The sequence below is a fragment of the Solwaraspora sp. WMMA2059 genome (assembly GCF_027497315.1).
Classification (GTDB): Bacteria; Actinomycetota; Actinomycetes; order Mycobacteriales; family Micromonosporaceae; genus Micromonospora_E.
This window is the reverse complement of sequence record NZ_CP114908.1, coordinates 3381483-3404921: the sequence shown is the minus strand read 5'-3', so window position 1 is coordinate 3404921 and position 23439 is coordinate 3381483. Positions and strand designations below refer to the sequence as shown.

Below are 23439 nucleotides of genomic sequence, written 5' to 3'. Positions count from 1 at the left end.
CCGAGGTCCAGCGGTAGTTGTTCGTCGATTCCGTGACTACTATGCACAGCCAAGATCCTTTGATCAGTGAACTGTCGACGCATCCACCCTGGACTCTTAATGGCGCTTGGCGGAACATGTTTGGTGACCCGTGTACGGCGGGACGCCGATGCCGCCAATGCGTTGGCCAGCACGAGGGAATTTGAGGGATGTGAGGGCTTGTGAGCGGTAGCGAATATCTGATATCGGAGCTACGTCGAGTGCGTGAGTCGATGGGTCTCACCCAGGAGTCGTGGGGCGAGCGCGTCCACTTTTCTGCGAAGCACGTCGGCTCCATCGAGCGCGGTGAGCGGCCTGCCCTGCCCAACTACCTGGGCATGGTGGACAAGGTGTTCGGCACCACGTTCATGAAGTTCTACCGGGAGTTTGTCGTTGGTGAACAGGATCCGGTCTGGTTCCGCGAGTTTGTGGACTACGAAGCTCGCGCCAGCATGCTTCGGCTGTTCCAACCACTCGTGGTGCCGGGCTTGCTGCAGACCGAGGCGTACGCCCGAGCGCTGCTCGCTTCGTATGATGTCGTCGGCCCTCAGCAGGATGCGGCTATCGCCACCCGGCTGGGCCGCCAGGAGATCCTCAACCGTGAACCGGAGCCATGTCGCCTGGTGGCGGTCCTTGGGAGAACGTTCTGCACCGGGAGGTCGGCGATGCCGACGTGATGCGGGAGCAGCTGAACGCGCTTGCTGTGGCTGCGACCCGGCCAAACGTGATCATCCATGTGGTGCCGACCGTGACCGGGGCCTACCCTGGTCTTGACGGCCCGTTCGCTATCGCCACTGTGGAAGCGAGAGGAATCGGATACGCGGAGGGTCGGCTGGGAGGCAGGGTTGTCGAGTCGCCTGATGATGTCGCGGAGCTTGATCGGGACTGGGAGTCGATCCGTGCGCATACTCTTGCAAGCCGGCAAACCAGGGAACTCATCGTAAGGATGGCCGAGAAGTGGACATGAGCGGTGCCAAGTGGCACAAGTCAACTCGATCCGACACCACGGCCTGCGTAGAGGTGGCGGACAACATCCCGGGCCGGGTGTACGTGCGGGACACGAAGGACCGCGATGGCGGCACCCTTGCCTTCACCCCGACCGTCTGGCGGTCGTTCATCAACGAGGTACCCACCAGACACTGAGCCAACTGCGATAGGTGACCGACCGTAGGCCGGCAGGAGCCCCGCCCAGCGATGACAAGCCGGGCGGGGCTCCTGTCTCCGACTGGAGGACATCCACAGCCGCCTCACCAGGTACGACACCCCCGCCACCCGCGAGTTGGACGAACGCGTACGGGGTCTGGTCGCATAGCACCATGACATCGGACGTCCAGCGGGTAGCCGTCGTCACCGGAGCCAACCGAGGGCTCGGCCGAGCAATCGCCCAGCAGCTTGCACAGGCCGGACTCCACGTCGTGGTCACCGCCAGAAGCGACGAAGCCGCAGAGCGCACCGCCACAGAGCTGACCGGCCTCGGCCTGCCTGCCTCCGGCCACCAGCTCGACATCACCGACCCCGCCAGCGTCGCGCGCGCCATGGCCGACGTCGGCTACCAGTACGGCCGGCTCGATGTCCTGGTCAACAACGCCGCCATCGCCATCGACCGAGGCCAGGCCGCCAGCGCAGCCGACATGGAGAAGGTCGCTGCGACCCTCGACGCCAACCTCATCGGCACCTGGCGCTGTTGCACAGCCGCCATCCCCGAGATGAAGCGAAACGGGTACGGCCGGATCGTCAACGTCACCAGCCACATGGGTACGTCCGCCGAAATGGGCACCGGCAGCGTCTCCTACCGAGTCTCCAAAGCAGGCGTCAACGCGTTCACCCAGATCCTCGCCGCAGAGCTACACGAGCACAACATCCTCGTCAACGCGGCGTCGCCGGGGAAGGTCGACACCCGCCTCGCCTACGGAAAAGCCAATGACACTCCCGGCGAAGCAGCCGACACCTTCACCTGGCTGGCCACGCTCCCCGACGATGGACCCACCGGCGACCTCTTCTACAACCGCAAGCTACTACCCTGGTAGGTAGGAGATAGGCGGAAGTCAACCGGGGAGGAATCATGTCTGATCTGACCGGTGCGGAGCGGCGGAAGAGCAGCCGAAGTAGCTCACAAGGCAACTGTGTCGAGGTTGCAACTAACTACCCAGGAATCGTCGCTGTCCGGGACAGCAAAGATAGGGAAGGGGCGACGTTGATCTTCACGTCCCACGGACGGGATGCCTTCCTCGTTTTCGCCACAGTAACGAGGTAGCCGCCCATCTTCAGACGCATGTGCCGTGATCCGCTGCGCTCCAGCTGACCACACGCCGGCGTGTCGGGTCGAAGAGACGCTGTGGATCACGGCTGTACGAGGTCGGTCAGCGAGGACGTCGTCACGAGCGCGGCTCCAGGGGCAGGCTGTGAGCGGTCAGGCCGGCACCGGAAGTGGTGGCAGTGGGCTGTGCAGGATCAGGCAGATGGTCCGCAGCAGCTCGACCTCCGGCACGGTCATCACCCCGTCGTGTCCGATCACCGCGACCGCCGCCGCCACCAGCCGGGACTTCTCCACCGGGCGCAGTTCGTCGAGGAGCGGCCAGACCGATTCCAGTTCCAGTACGCCGCCCGCAGGCGGGGTGAACCGGGCGGATGCCTCGGGCAGAGCGTGCGCCGCACCGGCGGCGAAGGCCCGCTGCGCGGCGGCCGGGTCCGGGTGCCCGGCCTGGGCGAGCACGCTGAGCAGCGTCTGTACAGCCGGTTGGCTGGCGCGCAGCGTACGGCGGCCGTGGCCCGGCTGCGACGATGGCCGCAGCGATTCGCGCAGCTCGTCGCCGACGAGCCGGGACAGGCAGTACTCGAAGACGCTGATCCGCCTGTCGGCCCGGACCAGGGTGGCCATCGCGTCGGCGAGCGCGTCCCGGTCGGCCGGTGACCGCTGCGCCAACGCGGGGAAGGCGACCTCGGCCAGCGGCAGCCGTAGCATCGGGTGCAGGCCGGCGGTGCGCGCACCGGCCTGCCAGGCGGCGTCGGCGAGCGCGGAGCCGTACCGCTGGGCGATGGCGGCATGCTGGCCGGCGCGGACCTGCGGGTCGGCCGACAGCAGCAGGCCGAGGATCAACGGTGCCACTGTGTCCGGTCGACGGGCCTGCTCCGTCAGCTCCTGCGGGATCCGGGAGAGCAGGTCGGCGGCGTGTTGGTAGGCGCTCGCCGGCGGCGCGCCGATCCGGTCGACGACCTGGGCCGGGTCCATCGGCACCTGGGTGTCGTCGGCGGGCAACGCGGCGTCGGCGGGCAACGCGGCGCCGCCCGGGGTGCCGCCGGTGAGCCCGAGCGCGCGGTCCTCGGCCAGCCCGGACGGCGGGGCCGCCGCCCACCGCCGGGACAGTGTGGTCAGCTCGGTCGCGTCGAAGCTGGGATCGAGTGCCTTGATCCGGTCGGCGATCGGCGGATGCGTCGAGAACAGCGCGGTCAGCCTGCCACCCGGGCCGAACAGCATGTGGCCGACCTCTTCGGACTTCGGACTCTTCAACTGTGACCCGGCGGGCAGCCCGGCGATCTTCTTGAGCGCACCGGCCAGCCCGGCGGTCTGCCGGGTGAACTGCACGGCCGACGCGTCGGCCAGGTACTCGCGTTGCCGGGACACCGACGCTTTGATCAGTCGGCCGACCAGCACACCGACGTACCCGGCGGCGACCATCGCCAGCCCGATCAGCGGCAGCGGATTGCCGCCCCGGTTGTCGCTGCGGGAGCGGCCACCGCTGACGAATCCGGTGCGCAGTAGGCCACGGCCGATCACCGCCAGGAACAGGATGCCGAACAGCAGCCCCATCAACCGGATGTTGAGCCGCATGTCGCCGTTGACCACGTGGCTGAACTCGTGGGCGATGACGCCCTGCAGCTCGTCGCGGTTGAGCCGCTCCAGCGTGCCACGGGTGACCGCGATCGCCGCATCCGAGGTCGACCAGCCGGCGGCGAACGCGTTGATCCCCTCCTCGCGCGGCAGCAGGTAGATCTCCGGCACCGGCACGCTGGAGGCGATGGCGATCTCCTCGACCACGTTGCGCAGCCGGCGCAGCTGCGGGTCGGTGGTGTCCGGCGGCACCGGTACGCCGCCGAGCTCCCGGGCCACCCGTCCGCCGCCACCGCGTAGCGTGACGGTGCGGACCAGCGCCGCCAGGCCGATCACCGCGACGGTCGCCAGACTGGTCACCACCAGCATGCCGAGGAGCGCGACCGGTTGCCGGGACGCGCCGTCGAAGACGACGAAGACGGCGAGGTCGACCACGGCCACGATGCCGACGACGGCGGCCACGAACAGCACGACCAGCCGGGCGGAGACCCGTCGGACCTGACGTTGCCGTTCGAAGAAGTTCATTCGCTCAGAAGTTCACCTGGGGAGCCTGCCGCTGCTGCGGATCGTCGACCTCGAACAGGGCGGCCGGGCTGAACGAGAACATGCTCGCCACGATGCTGCCGGGGAAGCGTTCCCGCTTGTTGTTGTAGCCCATCACCGCGTCGTTGTAGGCCTGCCGGGCGAACGCGACCCGGTTCTCGGTGGAGGTCAGCTCCTCGGTCAGCTGCATCATGTTCTGGTTGGCCTTGAGGTCCGGGTACGCCTCGGAGAGCGCGAACAGCCTTCCCAGGCTCTGGGTCAGCATGTTCTCGGCCCCGGCTAGCTGCTGCATCGCTGCGGGGTCGCCCGGCTTACCGGTCGCGGCGGCCTGCGCGTCGACCGCGCCGCCGCGAGCGGCGATCACCGCTTCGAGCGCCTCACGTTCGTGTCTCATGTACCCCTTGGCAACCTCGACGAGGTTGGGGATGAGGTCGTGGCGTCGGGTCAGCTGTACGTCGATCTGGGCGAACGCGTTCCGGAACGCGTTACGGGCGGTGACCAGTCCGTTGTACACCGCGACGCCGTACCCGGCGAAGACTACCACAACTATACAAATCAGGCAGAAGAGCCCGATGGCCAGTTCCATGTCCTCCTGCTCCCTGCCTCGCCAGCGGTGACGCAGCGACCCCGGCGGCCTGCACTGATAGCTCGCCCGAGCGTACGCCACCTGCACCGCAGCCGGGCCGAACCAGAGCGGCCGGTCAGGGCACCGGAGCACCAGTGAGGTCGACCGGCCGTCCGTGCCGCCAGAGGTGTTCGAACTCGTCACGGAAGTGTCGGTACCACTGCAGACTGGCGGTGGTCAGCGTCATCATCGGTTCGGCTGCCGACGGGCGGTGGGAGTAGAGGTCGACGTGAATGCGTCCGGTCTCCTCGTCGGCGTCCAGCAGGATCATCCCCGACGCCGGCACGAGCGGCAGCAACCGTACCTCCAGGGAGCCGGTGCCGGGACGGGCGGTACGGGCCAGCTCGCGTAACAGGTCGAGAGTAGGCCGGGCCCGGTTGACGAAGATGTCCCGGTCGTCCGGAAGGGTGGCCCGCCGGGCGGCCTCGGCCGGTACGGAGGTCGCCGGGTCGATGAGCGCCACTCTGATGCGGGCACCTGCGGCAAGCCGGCTGGCGATCTGATCGACCTGGTTACGCAGGGTCCGGCCGAGGGTCACCCCGACTAGGGCAATGTCCTCGACGTCGGTGAGGTCGACGTCTGCACCGGAGGTGGAGGCCCGTAGCGACATCCCGCCGGACGGCTGGGCCGGCAGGTGCCGAATCAGCCGTACCGCGCCGTCCAGCCGGCGCACCACCTGGTCCAGCTGCCGGCGCTCCCCGGCCACAGTCGTGGTGAGCAGGGCCAGCGTTCCCAGCGTCGCGGCAGCCACGGTGGCGGTGTCGACCACGTCAAGGACGCCGAGCAGACCGAGCGCCAGGGCGAGCAGGACGGTGATTACGGTGTCCAGCCGGTGGCTGAACAGACCACGCCTGCGCGGTGGCCAGGCGCGAACCGGACCTGGCATCGCATCCTCCTGGTACGGCAGGTGCTGCCCGGACCGGGTCCGGGCAGCACCTGTCAGCGGCGTGCGTCCCACAGGTAGGGCAGCACGCGGTGGAACGCCCGGGCGGCGTTTCGGGCCGCCAGGTCGTGGTCGCGGTGGCCCTTTGCCGCGTCTGCATGGTCGGAAATGCCGCGGAGCACGAGCCAGCCGGTGAGCCCGGTACCGTCGGCGAACTCCTCCCGGAAGCCCTGTACGAGGCCACCGGACTCGGTCTCGACAGCGAGGCACTTCTCCTGGAAGTCATGCAAGAACGTACGGATCCGGGAGTGTTCGTCGGTGATCACCGCGCTGCCGGAACCCAGCGGCCCGCGTCGTACGCGGAAGTCGCCGCCGTGATCCGGTGAGGGAATTCGCAATGGCTCGCCCTCGGTGCTGAACAGGTCGTTTACCGCGATGGTCAGTGCCGCCGTCAGCGCCGTCGACTCGCCCCGCCAGCGGGGACCGTCCGCGGTGTCCCGATGGTTGTCGTAGAAAATGATCTGGTCGGCGAGGACCACGTCGCCGACGTCGAGTTGGGCGCTGATGCCACCGGCGATGCCGACGAGGGCGATGATCGGCGGCGAGTACCAGTGCCGTAGCCGGGTGTAGGCGGCGGTGGCCGACAGTTGCCCCCGGTCCAGGGTCTGCATCAGCACCGCTGTGCGCGGCCCGTGCGGAGTCTCGAAGGTGGCCTCGTGCACCCGGCTGCCGTCGGGGAGCACCTTGCGGCGGTACTCCTCGGCCTGCTGGAAGACCTCGACGACGGCGCGCGTCTCCTGCGGCAGTACGGTCAGCACACCCAGATCGGCCCGCTCCTGGGCGGGGTCGGTTTCGGACTGCTGCGGTACGGCACGGGTGTCGCCCCGGTGTGGCGTGGCGCCGCCGGAAACCGGGTTGAACGAGTTGGAGATGTTGCCGGTGCGTACGTTGCCGCTGGCGTAGAAGCCGCTGTTGTGGCTGACGCCTGGCTGATTCATCAGATGCTCACTTCCGGACCGGGTTGAACGAGTTGGAGATGTTGCCGGTCTGCACGTTGCCAACGGCGTAGAAGCCGCTGTTGATCAGGACGTTTGCGCGCTGGCGGAACTCGGTGACGTCCACCCCCTGCTCGACGAGGAAGTCGAGGGTGGCGGCGACCAGGCGGCGAGTGACAATCTCCTGGTACTTCGCGACGTCCTGGTTCTGGAAGTCGTTGCGGACCTCGTCGAAGGTGGCCAGCTCGCGAACTCCGACCCGGGCGCCCCGGTCGATGCCGTACGGCAGGGCCGACCGACTCGTCGCGACGCGCCGGATCAGCGACCGTACGACGGTCCGGGCCAGGTTGACCGGAGCCATCGCCACCACCTGCGGTGATTCGGCCAGACCGGACAGGGCGGCCCTGGCGTAGGGCAGTAGTCCGATGCTGCTGACGTCGTCAACGATCCGGTACTCGTCGCGGCACGGGGCCAGCGCGCAGGTGGCGATCTCGAGGTAGAGCGTGCGGCCCTGCAGCGCGAAGTGCGCGTACACGGTGGTGACCAGCTCGCCCCGCCAGGAGGTGACCTGGCAGGCGAGGTAGTGCCGGCGGGCGTCGCGCGGCTGCCGGATGATGTCCACCATGGTGGGTCCCCAGGTCATCTGGGCTAGTTCGGTGGTCTCGGTACCCGCGGTGAAGACCTTGTCCACCACCGTCAGGCCCGGCAACAGGTGCTCCGGCGAGTCCGCCTGGCTGAGCGTCGCGAGCCGGTCCCGGACGTATCCGACGAGCTGCTCCGCAGCGAACGGGAGTTCGTCGATCTCCCGCTGTGACTCGGAGGACCGGTCATCGAAGCCCTGTTGCGGGCGGATCATCCGGACGGCCAGGTCCGAGATTCCCAGGACCTTTCCCGATCCGACGAAGGGAGAGTAGCCGGAGTAGACGATGGTGTTCCCGCCCTGCTGCCGCAGGATCTCCTGGATCCGGCCGTCCGACGGCAGGGCCGGCGGACGGCTGGCGGGCCCATGCTGCGCGGCCTCGTGCCACCGGACGATGTTGGCGACCACGGTGGGCCCGAACGCAGCGCACAAAGCCATCACGGCTCCGATATGGACGACTACCAACAAGCTCGTGACGGGGTCTTCGCCTTGGAACGCCTGACTGGTCACCAGGAGGCTGGCGGAGCCGAAGAGCAGGGCCAGGAACAGCCAGAACGCGCCGATGCTGACCAGACTCGCGACGGCGGAGCCAACGATCCGGCTCAGCCGTCGCGACTCGTCGACGGCTGTCCGGTGCAGCGAGTCGCGCACCAACCGGATTGTCGAGACAACCGACTGCACGGCGCCGAGCAGCATGCCGGTCGCCAGGATGCCGAACCCTCCGATGCAGAGGCTGAGGAGCAGCACTCCGACGATGACGGAGTCCCGGATGGTGAGGATGCGCCCGGCCTGTCGGCAGTGCCCGAGCACGGTGCCGAGGTCGAACCCGTAGGACGGTGCCACCGCCCGGGTCGGCTGGTCGTACACCTCCCGTAGCGCGGCCCGGCAGAACCGCTCGTCGAGGTACGCGCCGACGACAAGGTGTCGGGTAGCTGAGGTGGGCGCCACCGCCACCGCCACCGTCGGCGTCGGCGGTTGCGGTGTGGCCGGCTGCGGCGTGGGCGGCCGCTGCGGCGGCACGGGGGAGATCTGATCGGTCATGAGGGCGACCTCCGGGGAGGGTGCTGAAATCGGATCGCGGTTGAACGACGACCGGGCGGGACCGGGTCGTCACAGGTAGCCGATAGATATCGTCAGGCTGACGATATCAGTTACCAAGCGTAAGTGGGCAATCGGTTATCGTCAAGGTGACGATTGGATACACTCGGGCCGTGAACGGTCGAGGAGTAGTGACCCTGGTGTCACTGACGGTTGACCTGGTCGTGTTGACCGTGCGGGACGAGCGGTTGCACGTGCTGCTGATCGAACGAGGCAAGCAGCCCTTTCTGGGCAGGACCGCCCTACCTGGAGGGTTCGTCGGCGCCAATGAGGACTCCGGTGCCGCCGCCCTGCGGGAGCTCGCCGAGGAGACCGGGATCGACGGCCGCGCCCTCCACCTCGAACAGCTGTACAGCTATACCGAGCCCGGGCGCGATCCGCGAGGCCGGGTGGTCAGCATCGCGTACCTCGCGCTCGCTCCGGACCTGCCGCTGCCGGCGGCCGGCACCGACGCGCGACACGCCAGGTGGTCGCCGGTCGACGAGCTCGGCTCGGACGACCTCGCCTTCGACCACGCCACGATCCTGGCCGACGGAGTCGAACGGGCCCGCGCCAAACTGGAGTACACGACCCTGGCGACGGCGTTCTGCCCGCCGACCTTCACCATCACCGAGCTGCGGCGGGTGTACGAGGTGGTGTGGGGGATGGGTATCGATCCCCGCAACTTCCACCGCAAGGTGGTCAACGCCGACGACTTTCTCGTTCCTACCGGCCATCGCCGGGTGACCGACGTGGGCCGGCCCGCCGCGCTCTACCGTGCCGGTGGGGCGACCGTGCTGTATCCGCCGATGCTGCGCAGCGGAAGCCACGGGCCAACGGCGGGACAGCGCTGATATCGAGTCCGGCCCACCGGACCGAAGGGCCGCGCCTAGCTGGGTGGTGCCCCCGGTGGGATTCGAACCCACACTGTCGGAGGTTTGAGCTCCGTCTCTCTACCGGTTGGAGTACGGGGACCTTTGTCGGGTCTGGGGCCCGGCTACGCCAAGCCTACCTACTACGCTGAAGGCGGTGACACCCAACCCGGTGGGTGTCGGGTGGCAAGCGTTGGGGGTAGGGGTACGTGGCCGACAGGCAGGCGGGTGCCGAGCGCAGGCGGGTGCTGATCGCGGAGGATGAGGCGTTGATCCGCCTCGATCTGGCGGAGATGCTCCTGGAGGAGGGCTACGACGTGGTCGGCGAGGCCGGGGACGGCGAGACGGCCGTCCGGCTCGCCGAGGAGCTCAAGCCCGACCTGGTCATCCTTGACATCAAGATGCCGATCATGGACGGGTTGGCGGCGGCCGAGCGGATCGCCGGTGGCCGGATCGCCCCGGTGGTCATCCTCACCGCGTTCAGCCAGCGGGACCTGGTGGAGCGGGCCCGGGCGGCGGGTGCGATGGCGTACCTGGTGAAGCCGTTCCAGAAGAGCGACCTGGTGCCGGCGATCGAGATCGCGCTGTCCCGCTACTCCGAGGTGGCCGCGCTGGAGTCCGAGGTCGCTGGCCTGACCGACCGGCTGGAGACCCGCAAGGTCGTCGAGCGGGCCAAGGGCATGCTGATGACCTCGTACGGCATGACCGAGCCGCAGGCGTTCAAGTGGATCCAGCGGATGGCGATGGACCATCGGATGACCATGCGCGACGTCGCCGACCGGATCCTGGCCGAGACGCCCGGTGAGGCCGCCAGCCAGCAGCAGTGAACCGAGGCCGCCAGTCAGCAGCAGAGCGGTGACGCCGGCGGCAGCAGTGAGCCGTCGCCCCGGCATCGGCGTCGGGGGATGACAGCCGACGCGTGTTACAGCCATACGGGCAGTCAGGCCACGCTACGTAACGTTTTTGTCAACGGCCCTTCCTGGACCTTACGGCGTGCCCGGCAGGTGGGATAGCGTCCCGCCCCAAGGCCGGGATAGCGGCCGGGTGCGTGCTTCCCGCAAGAGCCAATCGGCAGTGGGTGGTTCGGGCCAATTGGATCTAGGAGGTTTCGAGCCTTGAAGCGTAATCTTGTCCGCGTGCTCGGCGGCGTCGCCATGATGGCGCTCGTCGCGGGCGGCGCCGCCTGCGGCAGCGGCGATGGCGACACCACGGAAGCTGGCGGCGATGCGTGTGGTTACAAGATCGCCTTTTTCGGGGCGCTGACCGGCCCCTCGGCGGCGCTCGGCATCAACGAGAACAACGGCGCGGCGCTCGCGGTCGAGCAGTACAACGAGGCGAACCCGGACTGCAAGGTCGAGCTGGTTGGGCTGGACTCGCAGGGCAGTCCGGACCAGGCGCCGGGTCTGGCCCAGCGGGCCATCGACGACGACAAGATGCTCGGCGTCGTCGGTCCGGCGTACTCCGGTGAGTCGGAGGCGGCCGGTCCGCTGTTCGCCGAGGCCGGTCTGGTCACCATCACCCCGTCGGCGACCCGGCCGAGCCTGGCCGACCAGGGCTGGCCGACCTTCTTCCGTGGCGTCGGCAACGACCTGAGCCAGGGTCCGGCCGCCGGCGTCTACATCCGCGACGTGCTGAACGCGGAGAAGGTGTTCGTCATCGACGACCAGTCTGCGTACGGTGCCGGGCTGGCCGACGAGGTCAAGAACGTCCTCGGCGACCTGGTCGTCGACTCCGACAAGGTCCAGGGCGAGGGCAAGCAGGTCGACTTCTCCGCGACCGTCACCAAGGTGCGTTCCTCGGAAGCGGACGCGGTCTTCTTCGGTGGCTACTACCAGGAGGCCGGCCTGATCCGTAAGCAGCTCACCGACGCGGGCATCACCGCGACGATGGTTGCCGGTGACGGCGTCAACGACCCGGCGTTCGTCGAGTCGGCCGGTGCGGCCGCCGCCGAGGGCACCATCCTCACCTGCCCCTGCCAGCCGGCCACCGAGGCGCGCGGCAGCTTCGCCGCCGACTTCGAGGCGCTGCACGGCAGCCCGCCGGGCACCTACAGCGACACCGCCTACGACGCGGCGAACATCATGCTCGAGGGCATCAAGGAGGGCAACACCACCCGCGAGGCGCTGCTCGAGTGGGTGCGTGGCTACGAAGGCGAAGGCGTCGCGGCCAGCTACAAGTTCGACGACAAGGGCGAGATGGACGTCAACCAGGTCGTCGTCTGGGCGTTCAAGGTCGTCGACGGCGAGGTCGTGGCGGACCAGGAGATCCCCAAGCCCTGATCTGCCCGATCGGCGAGATCAGCTGTCTAGCGGGTGCGGCCGGGAGCACGCTCCCGGCCGCACCCGACTCTTTTCCCAGCCCTCGATGGAGCACCCTCCTTGGACGTCAACGGACTGCTCTCGAACTTCGGAGAGCTCACCACAACCGGCTTGACACAGGGCGCCATCTATGCCCTGGTCGCGCTGGGTTACACGCTGGTCTACGGCGTACTCAGACTCATCAACTTCGCCCACTCCGAGGTCTTCATCGCCGGCGCGTTCGCCGCGCTGTGGACCTGGGGCGCGCTCGGCCTGACCCAGGACTCGGTGGTCAGCGGAGTGGGCCAGATCATCTTCTACTTCCTGATCGCGATGGTCGCCGCCGCGCTGGCGTCGGCGGCGACCGCGACCCTGGTCGAGCGGGTCGCGTACCGGCCGTTGCGCAAGCGCAACGCGCCGCCGCTGGCCTTCCTGATCACCGCGATCGGCGCGTCCATCGTGATGGCGGAGGCGTTCGGCATCTACACCCGGCGGTTGCCGCAGGGCCTGCCGACCATCGTCAGCAACGAGCCGTGGTTCACCGTGGCCGGGGTGCCGGTCAGCATCGTGCAGGTGCTGACCGTCGTCGCGGCGCTGGGCATGATGATCGGCCTTGACTTCTTCATCAACCGCAGCCGAATGGGCCGGGGCGTGCGGGCGGTCGCCCAGGACCCGAACACCGCCGCGCTGATGGGGGTCAACAAGGACCGGATCATCATGATCATCTTCGTGATGGGCGGCCTGATGGCCGGCGTCGCCGGCCTGCTCTACAACGTCCGCATCGGGGTGCTCACCTACAGTGTCGGCTTCCTGCTCGGGCTCAAGGCGTTCACCGCCGCCGTGCTCGGCGGGATCGGCAACCTGCGCGGCGCGCTGCTCGGCGGCTTCCTGCTCGGCGTGGTCGAGAACTACGCTTCCGGCCTGTTCGGTACGCAGTGGAAGGACTTCGTGGCCTTCGCCGTGCTGGTCGTCCTACTGATGTTCCGGCCGACCGGCCTACTCGGCGAGTCCCTGGGGAGGGCGCGGGTATGACCAGTCTGCGGACCAAGCTGCACGACGCACGCGGCCAGCTCTCCGACCGCTGGCACCACATGCCCAAGTGGACCCGCTGGGTGCTGATCGCCGCCGTGGTGGTGTTCTTCTATGCCCTGCCCAACGAAGGCTTCTACCAGCACCTCGGGCCGATCCCGACCACCGAGTCCAACTTCGGTCAGGTGCTGTTCACCGTCTCCATCTACGTGCTGCTGGCGGTCGGGCTGAACATCGTGGTCGGCTTCGCCGGCCTGCTCGACCTCGGCTACTTCGGCTTCTTCGCCGTCGGGGCGTACACGGTCGCGGTGCTCACCTCGCCGAGCAGCGACCTGAAGACGCTCTGGCAGTGGGAGATGGCGCTGCCGCTGGCGATCGGCATCACGATGATCTCCGGTCTGATGCTCGGCACCCCGACCCTGCGGCTGCGCGGCGACTACCTGGCGATCGTCACCCTCGGCTTCGCCGAGATGATCCGGATCGCCGCGGTCAGCTCCGAGTTCCTCAAGGGCCAGCGCGGGCTCAACCAGATCCCGCACCCGCCCGGCGAGTACGCCGACGGCAAACCGGTCTTCGGCGTGCTGGACGCCCGCCCGTACTACTGGCTGGTGCTCACCCTGATCATCGTGGTGGTGATCCTGGTCAGCAATCTCAACCGCAGCCGGGTCGGCCGGGCCTGGGTCTCGATCCGGGAGGATGAGGACGCCGCCCAGCTGATGGGGGTGCCCACCTTCAAGTTCAAGCTGTGGGCGTTCGCCATGGGCGCGGCGATCGGTGGCCTGGCCGGCGCGTTGTTCGCCGGCAAGCAGAACTTCGTCAGCTCGCAGAACTTCGAACTGCTCAACTCGATCATCATCCTGGCCGCGGTGATCCTCGGCGGCTCCGGCAACATCGTCGGCGCGATCGTCGGTGGCGGCCTGGTGGCGTACCTGATCGAACGCTTCCGGGGCATCGAGCTGTTCGGCGTCGAGCTCTACGAGTACCGGTTCCTGGTCTTCGGCCTGACTCTCGTCGTCATGATGATCTTCCGACCGCAGGGCCTGATCGCCAACCGGCGACGATCCGCCGAGTTCAAGGACCGCCGTAAGGAGGTGGCCGTCGGTGGCTGACACCGAAGCGACCGGGACCGGCCCGACCGCCGTGACCCGCGAACCCCTGCTCGAGGTCGACCACGTCACGCTGCGCTTCGGCGGTGTGGTCGCCCTGGACGACGTGGACTTCACCCTCTACAAGGGCGAGATCCTCGGCCTGATCGGTCCGAACGGGGCCGGCAAGACGACCTGCTTCAACGCGATGACCGGCATCTACCGGCCCACCGAGGGCGAGATCCGGTTCCGCGGTCAGCGGATCACCGGCAAGAAGCGTCACCAGATCACCAAGATGGGCATGGCCCGGACGTTCCAGAACATCCGGCTCTTTCCCGAGATGACCGCCCTGGAGAACGTCCAGGTCGGCGCGGACGCCCACCACAAGACCAGCGTCGTCTCGGCGATGCTGCGGCTGCCGAGGCACTGGCGCGAGGAACGTGACGGCCGGGAGAAGGCCCGCGACCTGCTGGACTTCGTCGGCATCGGGCACCGGATCGACGAAATGGCCCGCAACCTGTCGTACGGCGAACAGCGGCGGCTGGAGATCGCCCGGGCGCTGGCCACCAGCCCGGTGCTGCTCTGCCTCGACGAGCCGGCGGCCGGATTCAACCCGGCAGAGAAGGAGGAGCTGCTCCAACTGATCCGGCAGATCCGCGACCGGGGCGTCACCGTGCTGCTGATCGAGCACGACATGCGTCTGGTCATGGGGGTCACCGACCGGATCGTGGTGCTGGAGTTCGGAAAGAAGATCGCCGAAGGTCTGCCCGCCGAGGTGCGGGACGATCACCGGGTGATCGCCGCCTATCTGGGAGTGCCCGACGATGCTGCTTGAGATCGACGACGTCAGCCTGCTGTACGGGCGGATCCAGGCGCTGCACGGCATCAGCCTGACGGTGAACGAGGGCGAGATCGTCGCACTGATCGGTGCCAACGGTGCCGGCAAGTCCACCACCATGCGTGCGATTTCCGGCATCCGGCCGATCGCCGCCGGGCGGATTACCTTCGACGGCGAGGACATCTCCAAGCTCCGGGCCGACCTGCGGGTCCGGCGCGGACTGTGCCAGGCGCCTGAGGGCCGGGGGATCTTCCCCGGCATGACGGTGCTGGAGAACCTCGACATGGGGGCGTACACCCGGCGCGACCGCGCCGGTATCGCCGCCGACCTGGACCGGGTGCTGGGCCTGTTCCCCCGGCTGGCCGAGCGTCGCAGGCAGCACGGCGGCACGCTGTCCGGCGGCGAGCAGCAGATGCTCGCCGTGGGCCGCGCGCTGATGAGCCGACCGAAGCTGCTGCTGCTCGACGAGCCGTCGATGGGGCTCGCCCCGATGCTGATCCAGCAGATTTTCGACATCATCGTGGAAATCAACCAGCAGGGCACCACGGTCCTGCTGGTTGAGCAGAACGCCCAACAGGCGTTGTCCCGGGCGCACCGTGCGTACGTGCTGGAGACCGGTCGGATCGTCAAGTCCGGCACCGGCGCCGACCTGCTGCACGACCCGGCCGTCAAGGAGGCGTACCTCGGTGTCGCCTGACCCGGCACCGGTACGACCCGACCACCCCCTCGGAGGAAACGTGACCACCTCACATCACCGGATCCGGCGGGCCGCCGCCGGCATCGCCGGGGCGCTCGCTCTGCTGCTGGCCGTCGCCGGCTGCGGTGAGCAGGACAGCGTCGAACAGCCCGGCGGCGACGCGCCGAGCGCGTCGGCCGACGACGAGCTGGCCGCGCTCGTCCCCGACGAGATCAAGGCCGACGGCAAGATCCTGGTCGGCGTCGACGCGACCTACGCTCCGGCGGAGTTCCTCGACACCGACGGCAGCACCGTCATCGGGTTCGACGTCGACCTGTTCAACACCGTCGCGGGCAAGCTCGGTCTGACCACCGAGTACGTGCCCAGCCAGTTCGACGACATCATCCCCGGGGTGATGTCCGGCAAGTACGAGATCGGGGTCTCCTCGTTCACCATCAACGACGAGCGCAAGGCCCAGGTCGACATGGTGTCCTACTTCTCGGCCGGCACCCAGTGGGCGTCACGGGCCGGGGAACCGGTCGACCCGGACGCCGCCTGCGGCAAGCGGGTGGCGGTCCAGGCCGGCACCGTGCAGGTGGAGGACATCGAGGCCCGCTCGGCGGCGTGCGTCGACGCCGGCGACCCCGAGATCGTCATCGAACAGTTCCAGGGGCAGGACCAGGCGACCACCTCGGTGGTCTCCGGCAAGAACGACGCCATGCTGGCCGACTCGCCGGTCTGCGCGTACGCGGTCCAGCAGACCAACGGCGAACTGGAACTGTCCGGTGACATCTACGACTCGGCGCCGTACGGCTATGTGGTCGCCCAGGACCAGGCCGGGTTCGCTGACGCCCTGGCCGAAGCGCTCGACGCGATCATCGCCGACGGCGGCTACGAGCAGGCGCTGAGCAACTGGGGCGTCGAGGCGGGCGGAATCACCGACCCGGCCGTCAACCCCTGAGCCCCGGCTGCCGATGTCCGCGGACAACCCTTCCTCCCCGGACGGCGTGACGCCGTCCGGGGAGGCACTCCCATCCGGGCGGCCGGCGCCCGAGTCGGGTTCGCCGGAGCCGGCACGTGACCGACCCGAGGCGATCCGGGCGGTGCCGGTGCGCCGGCCGGGCCGCTGGTTGGCGGTCGGCGTGCTCGGCGTACTCGCCGCGATGTTCGTCCACCTGCTGGTCACCAACGACCGGTTCCAGTGGACGTTCATGGTCGACAACATGTTCCGGCCGCCGATCGTCGAAGGCGTGCGGACCACCATCACGATGACCCTGCTCGCGATGGTGATCGGCGTCGCGCTCGGGGTGCTGGTCGCGGTGATGCGCCTGTCCGGCAACCCGGTCCTGGCCGGCGTCGCCTGGCTCTACACCTGGTTCTTCCGGGCGGTACCCCGGGTGGTGCTGCTGGTGCTCTTCGGCAACCTCGGCATCCTCTGGGAGCGGCTGGAGTTCGGGCTGCCGTTCGACCGTCAACTCGGCGCGCTGTTCGGCATCACCGACTTCGAGGCCCGGATCTGGGGCTTCGACGCCCGTACCGCGATCAGTGGTTTCGTCGCCGGCCTGCTCGGGCTGGCGTTGTCCGAGGCCGCGTACATGGCGGAGATCGTCCGCGCCGGCATCGGCTCGGTCGACCCAGGCCAGGCCGAGGCGTGCGCCGCGCTCGGCATGAGTCAGGGTCTGACCCTGCGTCGGGTGGTGCTGCCCCAGGCGATGCGGGTGATCGTGCCGCCGACCGGAAACGAGACCATCGCGATGCTCAAGGACACCTCGCTGCTGGCCTTCGTACCGGTCACCAACGAGCTGTTCTTCCAACTGTCGGCGGTCGGCTCGCGGACCTTCCAGGTCTTCCCGATGCTGGTCGCCGCCTGCCTGTGGTATCTGGCGCTGACCAGCGTGCTGATGGTCGGCCAGTCCTTCGTCGAACGGCGGTTCTCCCGCGGCTTCGGCACCGTTGCTGCGAAGGGGACCTGATGACCACGCCGCCCGCCGGGTCGGACACCCTGATGGTGCACGCCGAGAACGTGCACAAGTCGTTCGGCCCGGTCGACGTGCTCACCGGGGTGGACCTGGCGGTCCGGCCCGGTGAGGTGTGCTGCGTGATCGGGCCGTCCGGCTCCGGCAAGTCGACCTTCCTACGCTGCATCAACCACCTGGAGAAGATCGACGCCGGGCGGATCCGGGTGGACGGGGAACTGGTCGGCTACCGGCAGCGGCGCGGCAGACTGCACGAGCTGCCCGCCCGGGAGGTGGCCGCGCAGCGCCAGCAGATCGGCATGGTGTTCCAGCGGTTCAACCTGTTCCCGCACATGACCGCGCTGGACAACGTGATGGAAGCGCCGCTGCGGGTCCGCCGCCAGCCCCGGCCGGCGGTCCGTGAGCTGGCGGCGGCGCTGCTCGACCGGGTGGGCCTGGCGGACCGGGCGGGCGCCTACCCGGGGCAGCTGTCCGGTGGGCAGCAGCAGCGGGTGGCCATCGCCCGCGCGCTGGCCATGCGGCCCAAGCTGATGCTGTTCGACGAGCCGACCAGCGCGCTGGACCCGGAACTCGTCGGTGAGGTGCTGGACGTGATGCGGGACCTGGCCCGGGACGGGATGACGATGATCGTGGTGACCCACGAGATCGGTTTCGCCCGGGAGGTCGGTGACTCGCTGGTCTTCATGGACGGCGGGGTGGTGGTCGAGTCGGGCGTACCCCGGCAGGTCCTGGCCGATCCGCGGCACGACCGGACCCGGGCCTTCCTCAGCAAGGTGCTGTGACCTCGCGCGAGGTGCGGTGACCTCGGGCCCGGCGCGAGGCCGCCGCGCCCGGCGCGAGCCGCCCGGCGCGGTGTCGTACCCCACGACTAGAGTCGCTTGACGTGACCGACGACGCGCCCCGCCTGCTGCTGCTCGACGGCCATTCGCTGGCCTACCGGGCGTTCTTCGCGCTGCCCGTGGAGAACTTCTCCACCAGCACCGGCCAGCCGACCAACGCGGTCTACGGCTTCACCTCGATGCTGATCAACGTGCTGCGCGACGAGCGGCCGACCCACATCGTGGTCGCCTTCGACGTGTCCCGCCGGTCGTTTCGCACCGAGCGGTACGCCGAGTACAAGGCCGGCCGTTCGGAGAGCCCCGCCGACTTCGCCGGCCAGGTCAGCCTGGTGCAGGAGGTCCTGGCCGCGCTGCGCATCCCGTACGTCACCAAGGACAACTACGAGGCCGACGACGTCATCGCCACCCTGGCCAGCCAGGGGCGCGACGCCGGCATGCAGGTGCTGATCTGCACCGGCGACCGGGACGCCTTCCAGCTGGTCGACGACCGGACCACCGTGCTCTACCCGCGTAAGGGTGTGTCGGACCTGGCCCGGATGGATCCGTCGGCGGTCACCGCCCGCTACGGCGTCGGGCCGGGCCACTACCGCGACCTGGCCGCGCTGGTCGGCGAGTCCAGCGACAACCTTCCCGGGGTGCCCGGCGTCGGTCCGAAGACCGCCGCCAAGTGGATCAGCCAGTACGGCGGCCTGGACGGGGTGATCGCCCAGGCCGACAAGATCAAGGGCAAGGCGGGGGAGAGCCTGCGGGAGCGGCTCGCCGACGTGATCCGCAACTACGAGCTCAACTGTCTGGTGGCTGATCTGGATCTACCGCTCACCCCGGCCGACTCTCGGTGGACCGGGTGGGACCGGGAAGCCGTCCACCAGGTCTTCGACACCCTGCAGTTCCGGATCCTGCGGGACCGGCTCTACCAGTACCTCGACGCCGTCGAGCCGGAGGCCGAAGCCGGCTTCGACCTGGCCGGCGAGGTGCTCGGCGCCGGGGCGGTCGCCCCCTGGCTGGCCGCGCACGCTCCGGCCGGGGCCAGCGTCGGCGTCGCGGTCGCCGGCAGCTTCGGCCGGGGCACCGGCGCCCTGACCGCGATCGCGGTGGCCACCGCCGCCGGGGCCGCCGGTTGGTTCGACCCGGCCGCGCTGGACCCGGCCGACGAGGCGGCGGTCGCCGGCTGGCTCGCCGACGACGGTCGGCGCAAGGTGCTGCACGACAGCAAACCGGCCCGGCTGGCGTTCGCCGCGCACGGTTGGTCGCTGGACGGCATCGACCGGGACACCGCGCTCGCCGCCTACCTGGCCCGGCCGGACCAGCGTTCCTACGACCTGGTCGACCTGGCGCTGCGCTACCTGCACCGGGAGCTGCGGGTCGACGCCCCGGACGACGGCCAGCTGACCCTCGACGGGCTCGGCCCGCAGAGCGAGGTCGAGCAGAACCTGATGCTGCGTGCCCGGGCCACCCTCGACCTGGCGGCGGCGATCGACGCCGAGCTGGCCCGCGACGGGGACGCCTCGACCCGGCTGCTCGCCGACGTCGAGCTGCCGCTGGTCGAGGTCCTCGCCGGCATGGAGCAGGCCGGCATCGGCGCCGACACCGAGTACCTGACCGAGCTGGAGGCGCAGTTCGCCGCCGAGGTCAAGGCCGCCGCCCAGGCCGCGTACGGGGTGATCGGCCGTGAGTTCAACCTCGGCTCGCCCAAGCAGCTGCAGGAGATCCTCTTCACCGACCTGGGGCTGCCCAAGACGAAGAAGATCAAGACCGGTTACACCACCGACGCCGACGCGCTGCAGTGGTTGTTCGCCCAGACCGAGCATCCGCTGCTGGCCCACCTGCTGCGCCACCGCGACGTGGCCCGGCTCAAGTCGACGGTCGACGGGCTGCTCAAGTCGATCTCCGACGACGGCCGGATCCACACCACCTTCAACCAGACGGTGGCCGCCACCGGCCGGCTCTCCTCCACCGACCCCAACCTGCAGAACATCCCGATCCGCACCGAGGAGGGCCGCCGGATCCGGCGGGCGTTCGTGGTCGGGGCCGGCTACGAGTCGTTGCTGACCGCCGACTACAGCCAGATCGAGATGCGGATCATGGCGCACCTGTCCGGCGACGAGGCGCTGATCGACGCGTTCAACTCCGGCGAGGACTTCCACGCCGTCACCGCGGCGTCGGTGTTCCAGGTGCCGCTGGAGTCGGTCGACGCCGAGCAGCGCCGGCGGATCAAGGCGATGAACTACGGGCTGGCGTACGGGCTGAGCGCCTTCGGCCTGTCCCAGCAGCTCGGCATCGCCACCGACGAGGCGAAGGCGCTGATGGAGGAGTACTTCCGCCGGTTCGGTGGGGTCCGTGACTACCTGCAGGCGCTGGTCGGCCAGGCCCGCCAGGACGGCTACACCTCCACCATCCTCGGCCGCCGTCGTTACCTGCCGGATCTGGTCAGCGACAACCGGCAGCGCCGGGAGATGGCCGAGCGGATGGCGCTCAACGCCCCGATCCAGGGCTCCGCCGCCGACCTGATCAAGGTGGCGATGCTGCACGTCGACACCGCACTGCGCACCTCGTCGCTGCGGTCGCGGATGCTGCTGCAGGTGCACGACGAGCTGGTCTTCGAGGTGGCGCCGGGGGAGCGGGCCGAGCTGGAGAGCCTGGTCCGCCGCGAGATGGGCGGCGCCCACCCGCTGTCGGTGCCGCTGGAGGTCTCCGTCGGGGTCGGCACCGACTGGCACACCGCCGGGCACTGACCTGCCGCCGGTCACGCCTTCAGCGGGTCGTGCCCCCAGTTCATCAGCGAGTGCCGCCACCGGGTGTCGCTGACGTCGCCGGACGGACGCTGGGCCAGGTGCCGGTGCACGTACCCGACCACCTTGCGCATGTGCGCGTAGTCGTCGTCGGACAATGCCTCCCGCTTGGTCCGCAGCAGGTCGACGATCCGGCGGCCGGAGGCGTGCCCCACCGACTCGCCGCCGTCGTGGTGCTGCCCGGCGGCGGTCGACTCCGGGGTACGCAGCCACTTCTCCAGCTCACCCGGGCTCATGTTGACCGCTTCGACGAACGCCCGGTACGCCGCCGCGCCGTCGGACGCGTCGGTCCGGGTCGGGCGGTGCCCGGCGGTGCGGGTGCGGTCACTCGGCACGGCGCAACGCCTCCGGCTTGTGCACCGCGTCGCGGCCGGACTTGTCGCTGCGGACCCGGTACTGCGGGTGCTCCTGGTCGGCGACCACCGTACGGCCGGCTGCCTCCCGCCGGGTGGTGATCTCCTCTTCGACGGTGCCCGGCACGGTCACCCCGTGGCTGCGCCAGTTGACCCGGTCACCGGGTCGGGGATGCTCAACCGGTCGGCCGGGCCGCTGGTCGGGCCGGTCGCCCTCGCGGGGGCGTTTGTTCCTCGCCATGGCGGCCGGGTACCCGCCGGCCGGGCCGGCAATCCCGCCGGCGCAAGGTCTACGGGGTGATCTCGGAGATCGGCAGCTTCACCGGGAACGGGGCGTCGAGTTCAAGCAGGTCGGCGGACTCGGCGACGAGGGCGTACTCCCGCTCGCCGCTGGCGCCCGGCCGGTCGCCGAGCTGGTAGACGTAGATCCGCACCGGATCCTGCTCGACCCGCCAGTAGTGGCCGATGCCGACGGCGGCGTACCCGGCGGGCCGGTGGAACCGGTCCCGGCGGCGGGTGGCCGGGGAGACCACCTCGACGACCAGCAGCACCTCGTCGGGGGTCAGGTAGTGCCGGTCGCGGCTGCCTTCGGCGCGGTGCAGCAGCACGTCGGGCTCGTAGGTGTTGCGTGGCCCGACGGCGACCCCGACCGCCTGGGTGGCCCGGTAGCCGTCCGGCGCGTGCCGGCGCAGCCAGGCGCAGAGCAGGGACGAGATGTCCTGGTGGTCGAGAGTGGGGGAGGGAACCACGGTGAGGACTCCGTCGAGGAGTTCGACGCGGGGGGCGTCGGCGGGCAGGGCGAGGACGTCTTCGATGCTGTAGTCAGCCAGCTGCTGCCGGACCGGGTCCGGCTGCCACGGTGCGGTCCGCGCCCCGCCGGACGCTGCGGCAGGATGGATCGGCTCGGCGCTCACCCGGTCAGCGTACGGTCGTCGGGGTGCTGGCGAGGGCCGGCGACCGGTGCGGCGCGGTGCGCGACGGCCGTCTCAGCCGGTCGTTGGCGGCCGGTCCGCGACGAAGATCGCGGTGCCGGGGAAGAGCCGCCCGCGCAGCGGACTCCACTGCCCCCAGATCTGCTCGTGCCCGTCCGGCCACGGCGGTTCGACGACGTCGAGCAGCCGGAACCCGGCGGCGACGAGTTCGCGGACCCGGTCGCCGAGCGTACGGTGCTGCTCGACGTAGCTGGGGGTGCCGTCGTCGTCGGTCTCCACGTACGGCCGCCGGTCGAAGTAGGAGTGCACCGCGACCAGGCCGCGCTCGCCAGGGTCGTCGAGGAAGATCCAGCGCATCGGGTGGGTGACGGCGAGGACCCAGCGCCCGCCGGGGCGCAGCACCCGGTGCACCTCGCGCATCACGGCCGCCGAGTCGGCGACGAACGGCACCGCGCCGAACGCGGTCCAGACGGTGTCGAACGCGGCGTCGACGAACGGCAGCGTCAGCGCGTCGGCCTGCACCAGCGGCACCCGTACGCCGGTGCGGTCGGCGCCGGCGACGGCCTGGCGCAGCATGCCCGCCGACAGGTCCAGCGCGACGGCGCGGGCACCCTGTCCGGCGAGCCACCGGCTGCCGGCGGCCGCCCCGCAGCCCAGTTCGAGCACCCGCCGCCCGGCGACGTCACCGAGCAGCCCGGCGTCGGCCTCCCGCAGCCCTTCCGGGCACCAGCGCAGGTCGGCGTCGCCGAGGAACGCGCCGTGCTCGGCCTGGTAGTCGTCGGCGTCGGCGTCCCACCAGCGTCGGTTGGCCTGCCGGGCCTGCTGGTCGGTGACCTCGTGCCTGGTCACTCTGGGTTGGTCGGAATCCGGGAGGAGGTCGGAATCCGGCCCGCCGTCGGGTCCGCCGCCGGGCGTGGGTGTCGCGGTGGTCACGGCGCAGACGGTACGGGTAGCGTCGCGTGGGAGCGTTACCGGCTCGGCGTGCTACGCTTGACGGCCCGCGAAACGGGTGTGATCTCGGTCACAGCGAGTCCCCGAAAGCGCGGGAATCCCCGCCTGTGGGTCCGATTTTTCCCAACCACCGACATGTGCGCCCGGATAGCTCCCGGGAGGGCTTGCACGCTGTGGTAATGCAACCGGTAG

Annotated in this window: 25 protein-coding genes and 1 tRNA gene; 16 read left to right on the top strand and 10 right to left on the bottom strand. The window is 69.6% G+C overall.

The features are described 5' to 3' along the window. Positions 1-200: 200 nt before the first annotated feature. From O7553_RS15540 to O7553_RS15520, 5 genes are all read left to right on the top strand, one after another. A complete protein-coding gene (locus O7553_RS15540) occupies positions 201-695 on the top strand; it encodes a Scr1 family TA system antitoxin-like transcriptional regulator (protein ID WP_281550476.1) in 495 nt (164 codons plus the stop codon). Next, positions 695-985 carry a Scr1 family TA system antitoxin-like transcriptional regulator gene (locus O7553_RS15535; protein WP_281550475.1) on the top strand — a complete coding sequence of 97 codons (291 nt, stop codon included), beginning with the start codon at positions 695-697 and terminating at the stop codon, positions 983-985. The genes O7553_RS15540 and O7553_RS15535 overlap by 1 nt, the downstream gene beginning before the upstream one ends. Continuing rightward, on the top strand, positions 982-1161 hold the full coding sequence (locus O7553_RS15530; RefSeq protein WP_281550474.1) for a DUF397 domain-containing protein: 180 nt from the start codon (positions 982-984) through the stop codon (positions 1159-1161). The genes O7553_RS15535 and O7553_RS15530 overlap by 4 nt, the downstream gene beginning before the upstream one ends. A gap of 173 nt (positions 1162-1334) precedes the next feature. Then, positions 1335-2045 carry an SDR family NAD(P)-dependent oxidoreductase gene (locus tag O7553_RS15525; protein ID WP_281550473.1) on the top strand — a complete coding sequence of 237 codons (711 nt, stop codon included), beginning with the start codon at positions 1335-1337 and terminating at the stop codon, positions 2043-2045. A gap of 35 nt (positions 2046-2080) precedes the next feature. After that, the gene (locus O7553_RS15520) at positions 2081-2272 is read left to right on the top strand and encodes a DUF397 domain-containing protein (RefSeq protein ID WP_281550472.1); all 192 of its coding nucleotides are present in this window, start codon (positions 2081-2083) and stop codon (positions 2270-2272) included. Between the two features lie 156 nt (positions 2273-2428). Here O7553_RS15520 and O7553_RS15515 read toward each other — a convergent pair whose 3' ends face one another. From O7553_RS15515 to O7553_RS15495, 5 genes are all read right to left on the bottom strand, one after another. Then, positions 2429-4372 carry a M48 family metallopeptidase gene (locus O7553_RS15515; protein WP_281550471.1) on the bottom strand — a complete coding sequence of 648 codons (1944 nt, stop codon included), beginning with the start codon at positions 4370-4372 and terminating at the stop codon, positions 2429-2431. Positions 4373-4376: 4 nt separating this feature from the next. After that, positions 4377-4976: a LemA family protein gene (locus O7553_RS15510; RefSeq protein WP_281550470.1), complete on the bottom strand. Its 600-nt coding sequence runs from the start codon at positions 4974-4976 to the stop codon at positions 4377-4379. Between the two features lie 115 nt (positions 4977-5091). After that, complete coding sequence (locus O7553_RS15505) at positions 5092-5901, bottom strand: hypothetical protein (RefSeq protein WP_281550469.1); 810 nt, start codon at positions 5899-5901, stop codon at positions 5092-5094. Between the two features lie 53 nt (positions 5902-5954). Further along, the gene (locus O7553_RS15500) at positions 5955-6896 is read right to left on the bottom strand and encodes a hypothetical protein (protein WP_281550468.1); all 942 of its coding nucleotides are present in this window, start codon (positions 6894-6896) and stop codon (positions 5955-5957) included. A gap of 7 nt (positions 6897-6903) precedes the next feature. After that, a complete protein-coding gene (locus O7553_RS15495; protein ID WP_281550467.1) occupies positions 6904-8574 on the bottom strand; it encodes a hypothetical protein in 1671 nt (556 codons plus the stop codon). A gap of 197 nt (positions 8575-8771) precedes the next feature. On the opposite strand from O7553_RS15495, the gene O7553_RS15490 reads away from it, so the two are divergent. After that, complete coding sequence (locus O7553_RS15490; RefSeq protein WP_281550466.1) at positions 8772-9464, top strand: NUDIX domain-containing protein; 693 nt, start codon at positions 8772-8774, stop codon at positions 9462-9464. A 44-nt stretch (positions 9465-9508) separates the two neighbouring features. Here the strand turns inward: O7553_RS15490 and O7553_RS15485 are convergent. Beyond that, positions 9509-9585: transfer RNA gene (locus O7553_RS15485), tRNA-Leu, on the bottom strand. A 106-nt stretch (positions 9586-9691) separates the two neighbouring features. Between O7553_RS15485 and O7553_RS15480 the strand changes: the two genes are divergently transcribed. From O7553_RS15480 to polA, 10 genes are all read left to right on the top strand, one after another. Further along, positions 9692-10309 carry a response regulator gene (locus tag O7553_RS15480; protein ID WP_281550465.1) on the top strand — a complete coding sequence of 206 codons (618 nt, stop codon included), beginning with the start codon at positions 9692-9694 and terminating at the stop codon, positions 10307-10309. A gap of 288 nt (positions 10310-10597) precedes the next feature. Then, positions 10598-11761, top strand: a complete 1164-nt coding sequence (locus tag O7553_RS15475; RefSeq protein ID WP_281550464.1) for a branched-chain amino acid ABC transporter substrate-binding protein — start codon at positions 10598-10600, stop codon at positions 11759-11761. A gap of 99 nt (positions 11762-11860) precedes the next feature. Next, a complete protein-coding gene (locus tag O7553_RS15470) occupies positions 11861-12811 on the top strand; it encodes a branched-chain amino acid ABC transporter permease (RefSeq protein ID WP_281550463.1) in 951 nt (316 codons plus the stop codon). Further along, positions 12808-13917, top strand: a complete 1110-nt coding sequence (locus O7553_RS15465) for a branched-chain amino acid ABC transporter permease (protein ID WP_281550462.1) — start codon at positions 12808-12810, stop codon at positions 13915-13917. Before O7553_RS15470 ends, O7553_RS15465 begins: the two co-directional genes overlap by 4 nt. Beyond that, positions 13910-14728 carry an ABC transporter ATP-binding protein gene (locus O7553_RS15460; protein ID WP_281550461.1) on the top strand — a complete coding sequence of 273 codons (819 nt, stop codon included), beginning with the start codon at positions 13910-13912 and terminating at the stop codon, positions 14726-14728. Before O7553_RS15465 ends, O7553_RS15460 begins: the two co-directional genes overlap by 8 nt. Further along, entirely contained in the window at positions 14718-15428 is a 711-nt protein-coding gene (locus O7553_RS15455; protein ID WP_281550460.1) for an ABC transporter ATP-binding protein, read from the top strand. The genes O7553_RS15460 and O7553_RS15455 overlap by 11 nt, the downstream gene beginning before the upstream one ends. 40 nt (positions 15429-15468) lie before the next feature. After that, complete coding sequence (locus tag O7553_RS15450; RefSeq protein WP_281550459.1) at positions 15469-16368, top strand: ABC transporter substrate-binding protein; 900 nt, start codon at positions 15469-15471, stop codon at positions 16366-16368. 142 nt (positions 16369-16510) lie between these two features. Next, positions 16511-17380 carry an amino acid ABC transporter permease gene (locus O7553_RS15445; RefSeq protein ID WP_281550458.1) on the top strand — a complete coding sequence of 290 codons (870 nt, stop codon included), beginning with the start codon at positions 16511-16513 and terminating at the stop codon, positions 17378-17380. Next, on the top strand, positions 17380-18165 hold the full coding sequence (locus O7553_RS15440) for an amino acid ABC transporter ATP-binding protein (protein WP_281550457.1): 786 nt from the start codon (positions 17380-17382) through the stop codon (positions 18163-18165). Before O7553_RS15445 ends, O7553_RS15440 begins: the two co-directional genes overlap by 1 nt. A gap of 101 nt (positions 18166-18266) precedes the next feature. After that, a complete protein-coding gene (gene polA, locus O7553_RS15435; protein ID WP_281550456.1) occupies positions 18267-20954 on the top strand; it encodes a DNA polymerase I in 2688 nt (895 codons plus the stop codon). 11 nt (positions 20955-20965) lie between these two features. On the opposite strand, the gene O7553_RS15430 is transcribed toward polA, so the two are convergent. From O7553_RS15430 to O7553_RS15415, 4 genes are all read right to left on the bottom strand, one after another. Continuing rightward, positions 20966-21346: a DUF3140 domain-containing protein gene (locus O7553_RS15430; protein ID WP_278170011.1), complete on the bottom strand. Its 381-nt coding sequence runs from the start codon at positions 21344-21346 to the stop codon at positions 20966-20968. Beyond that, a complete protein-coding gene (locus tag O7553_RS15425) occupies positions 21336-21605 on the bottom strand; it encodes a DUF2945 domain-containing protein (RefSeq protein WP_281550455.1) in 270 nt (89 codons plus the stop codon). The genes O7553_RS15430 and O7553_RS15425 overlap by 11 nt, the downstream gene beginning before the upstream one ends. A gap of 49 nt (positions 21606-21654) precedes the next feature. Beyond that, the gene (locus O7553_RS15420) at positions 21655-22278 is read right to left on the bottom strand and encodes a Uma2 family endonuclease (RefSeq protein WP_281550454.1); all 624 of its coding nucleotides are present in this window, start codon (positions 22276-22278) and stop codon (positions 21655-21657) included. 72 nt (positions 22279-22350) lie between these two features. Beyond that, positions 22351-23145 carry a class I SAM-dependent methyltransferase gene (locus O7553_RS15415; RefSeq protein ID WP_281550453.1) on the bottom strand — a complete coding sequence of 265 codons (795 nt, stop codon included), beginning with the start codon at positions 23143-23145 and terminating at the stop codon, positions 22351-22353. Between the last annotated feature and the right edge of the window lie 294 nt (positions 23146-23439).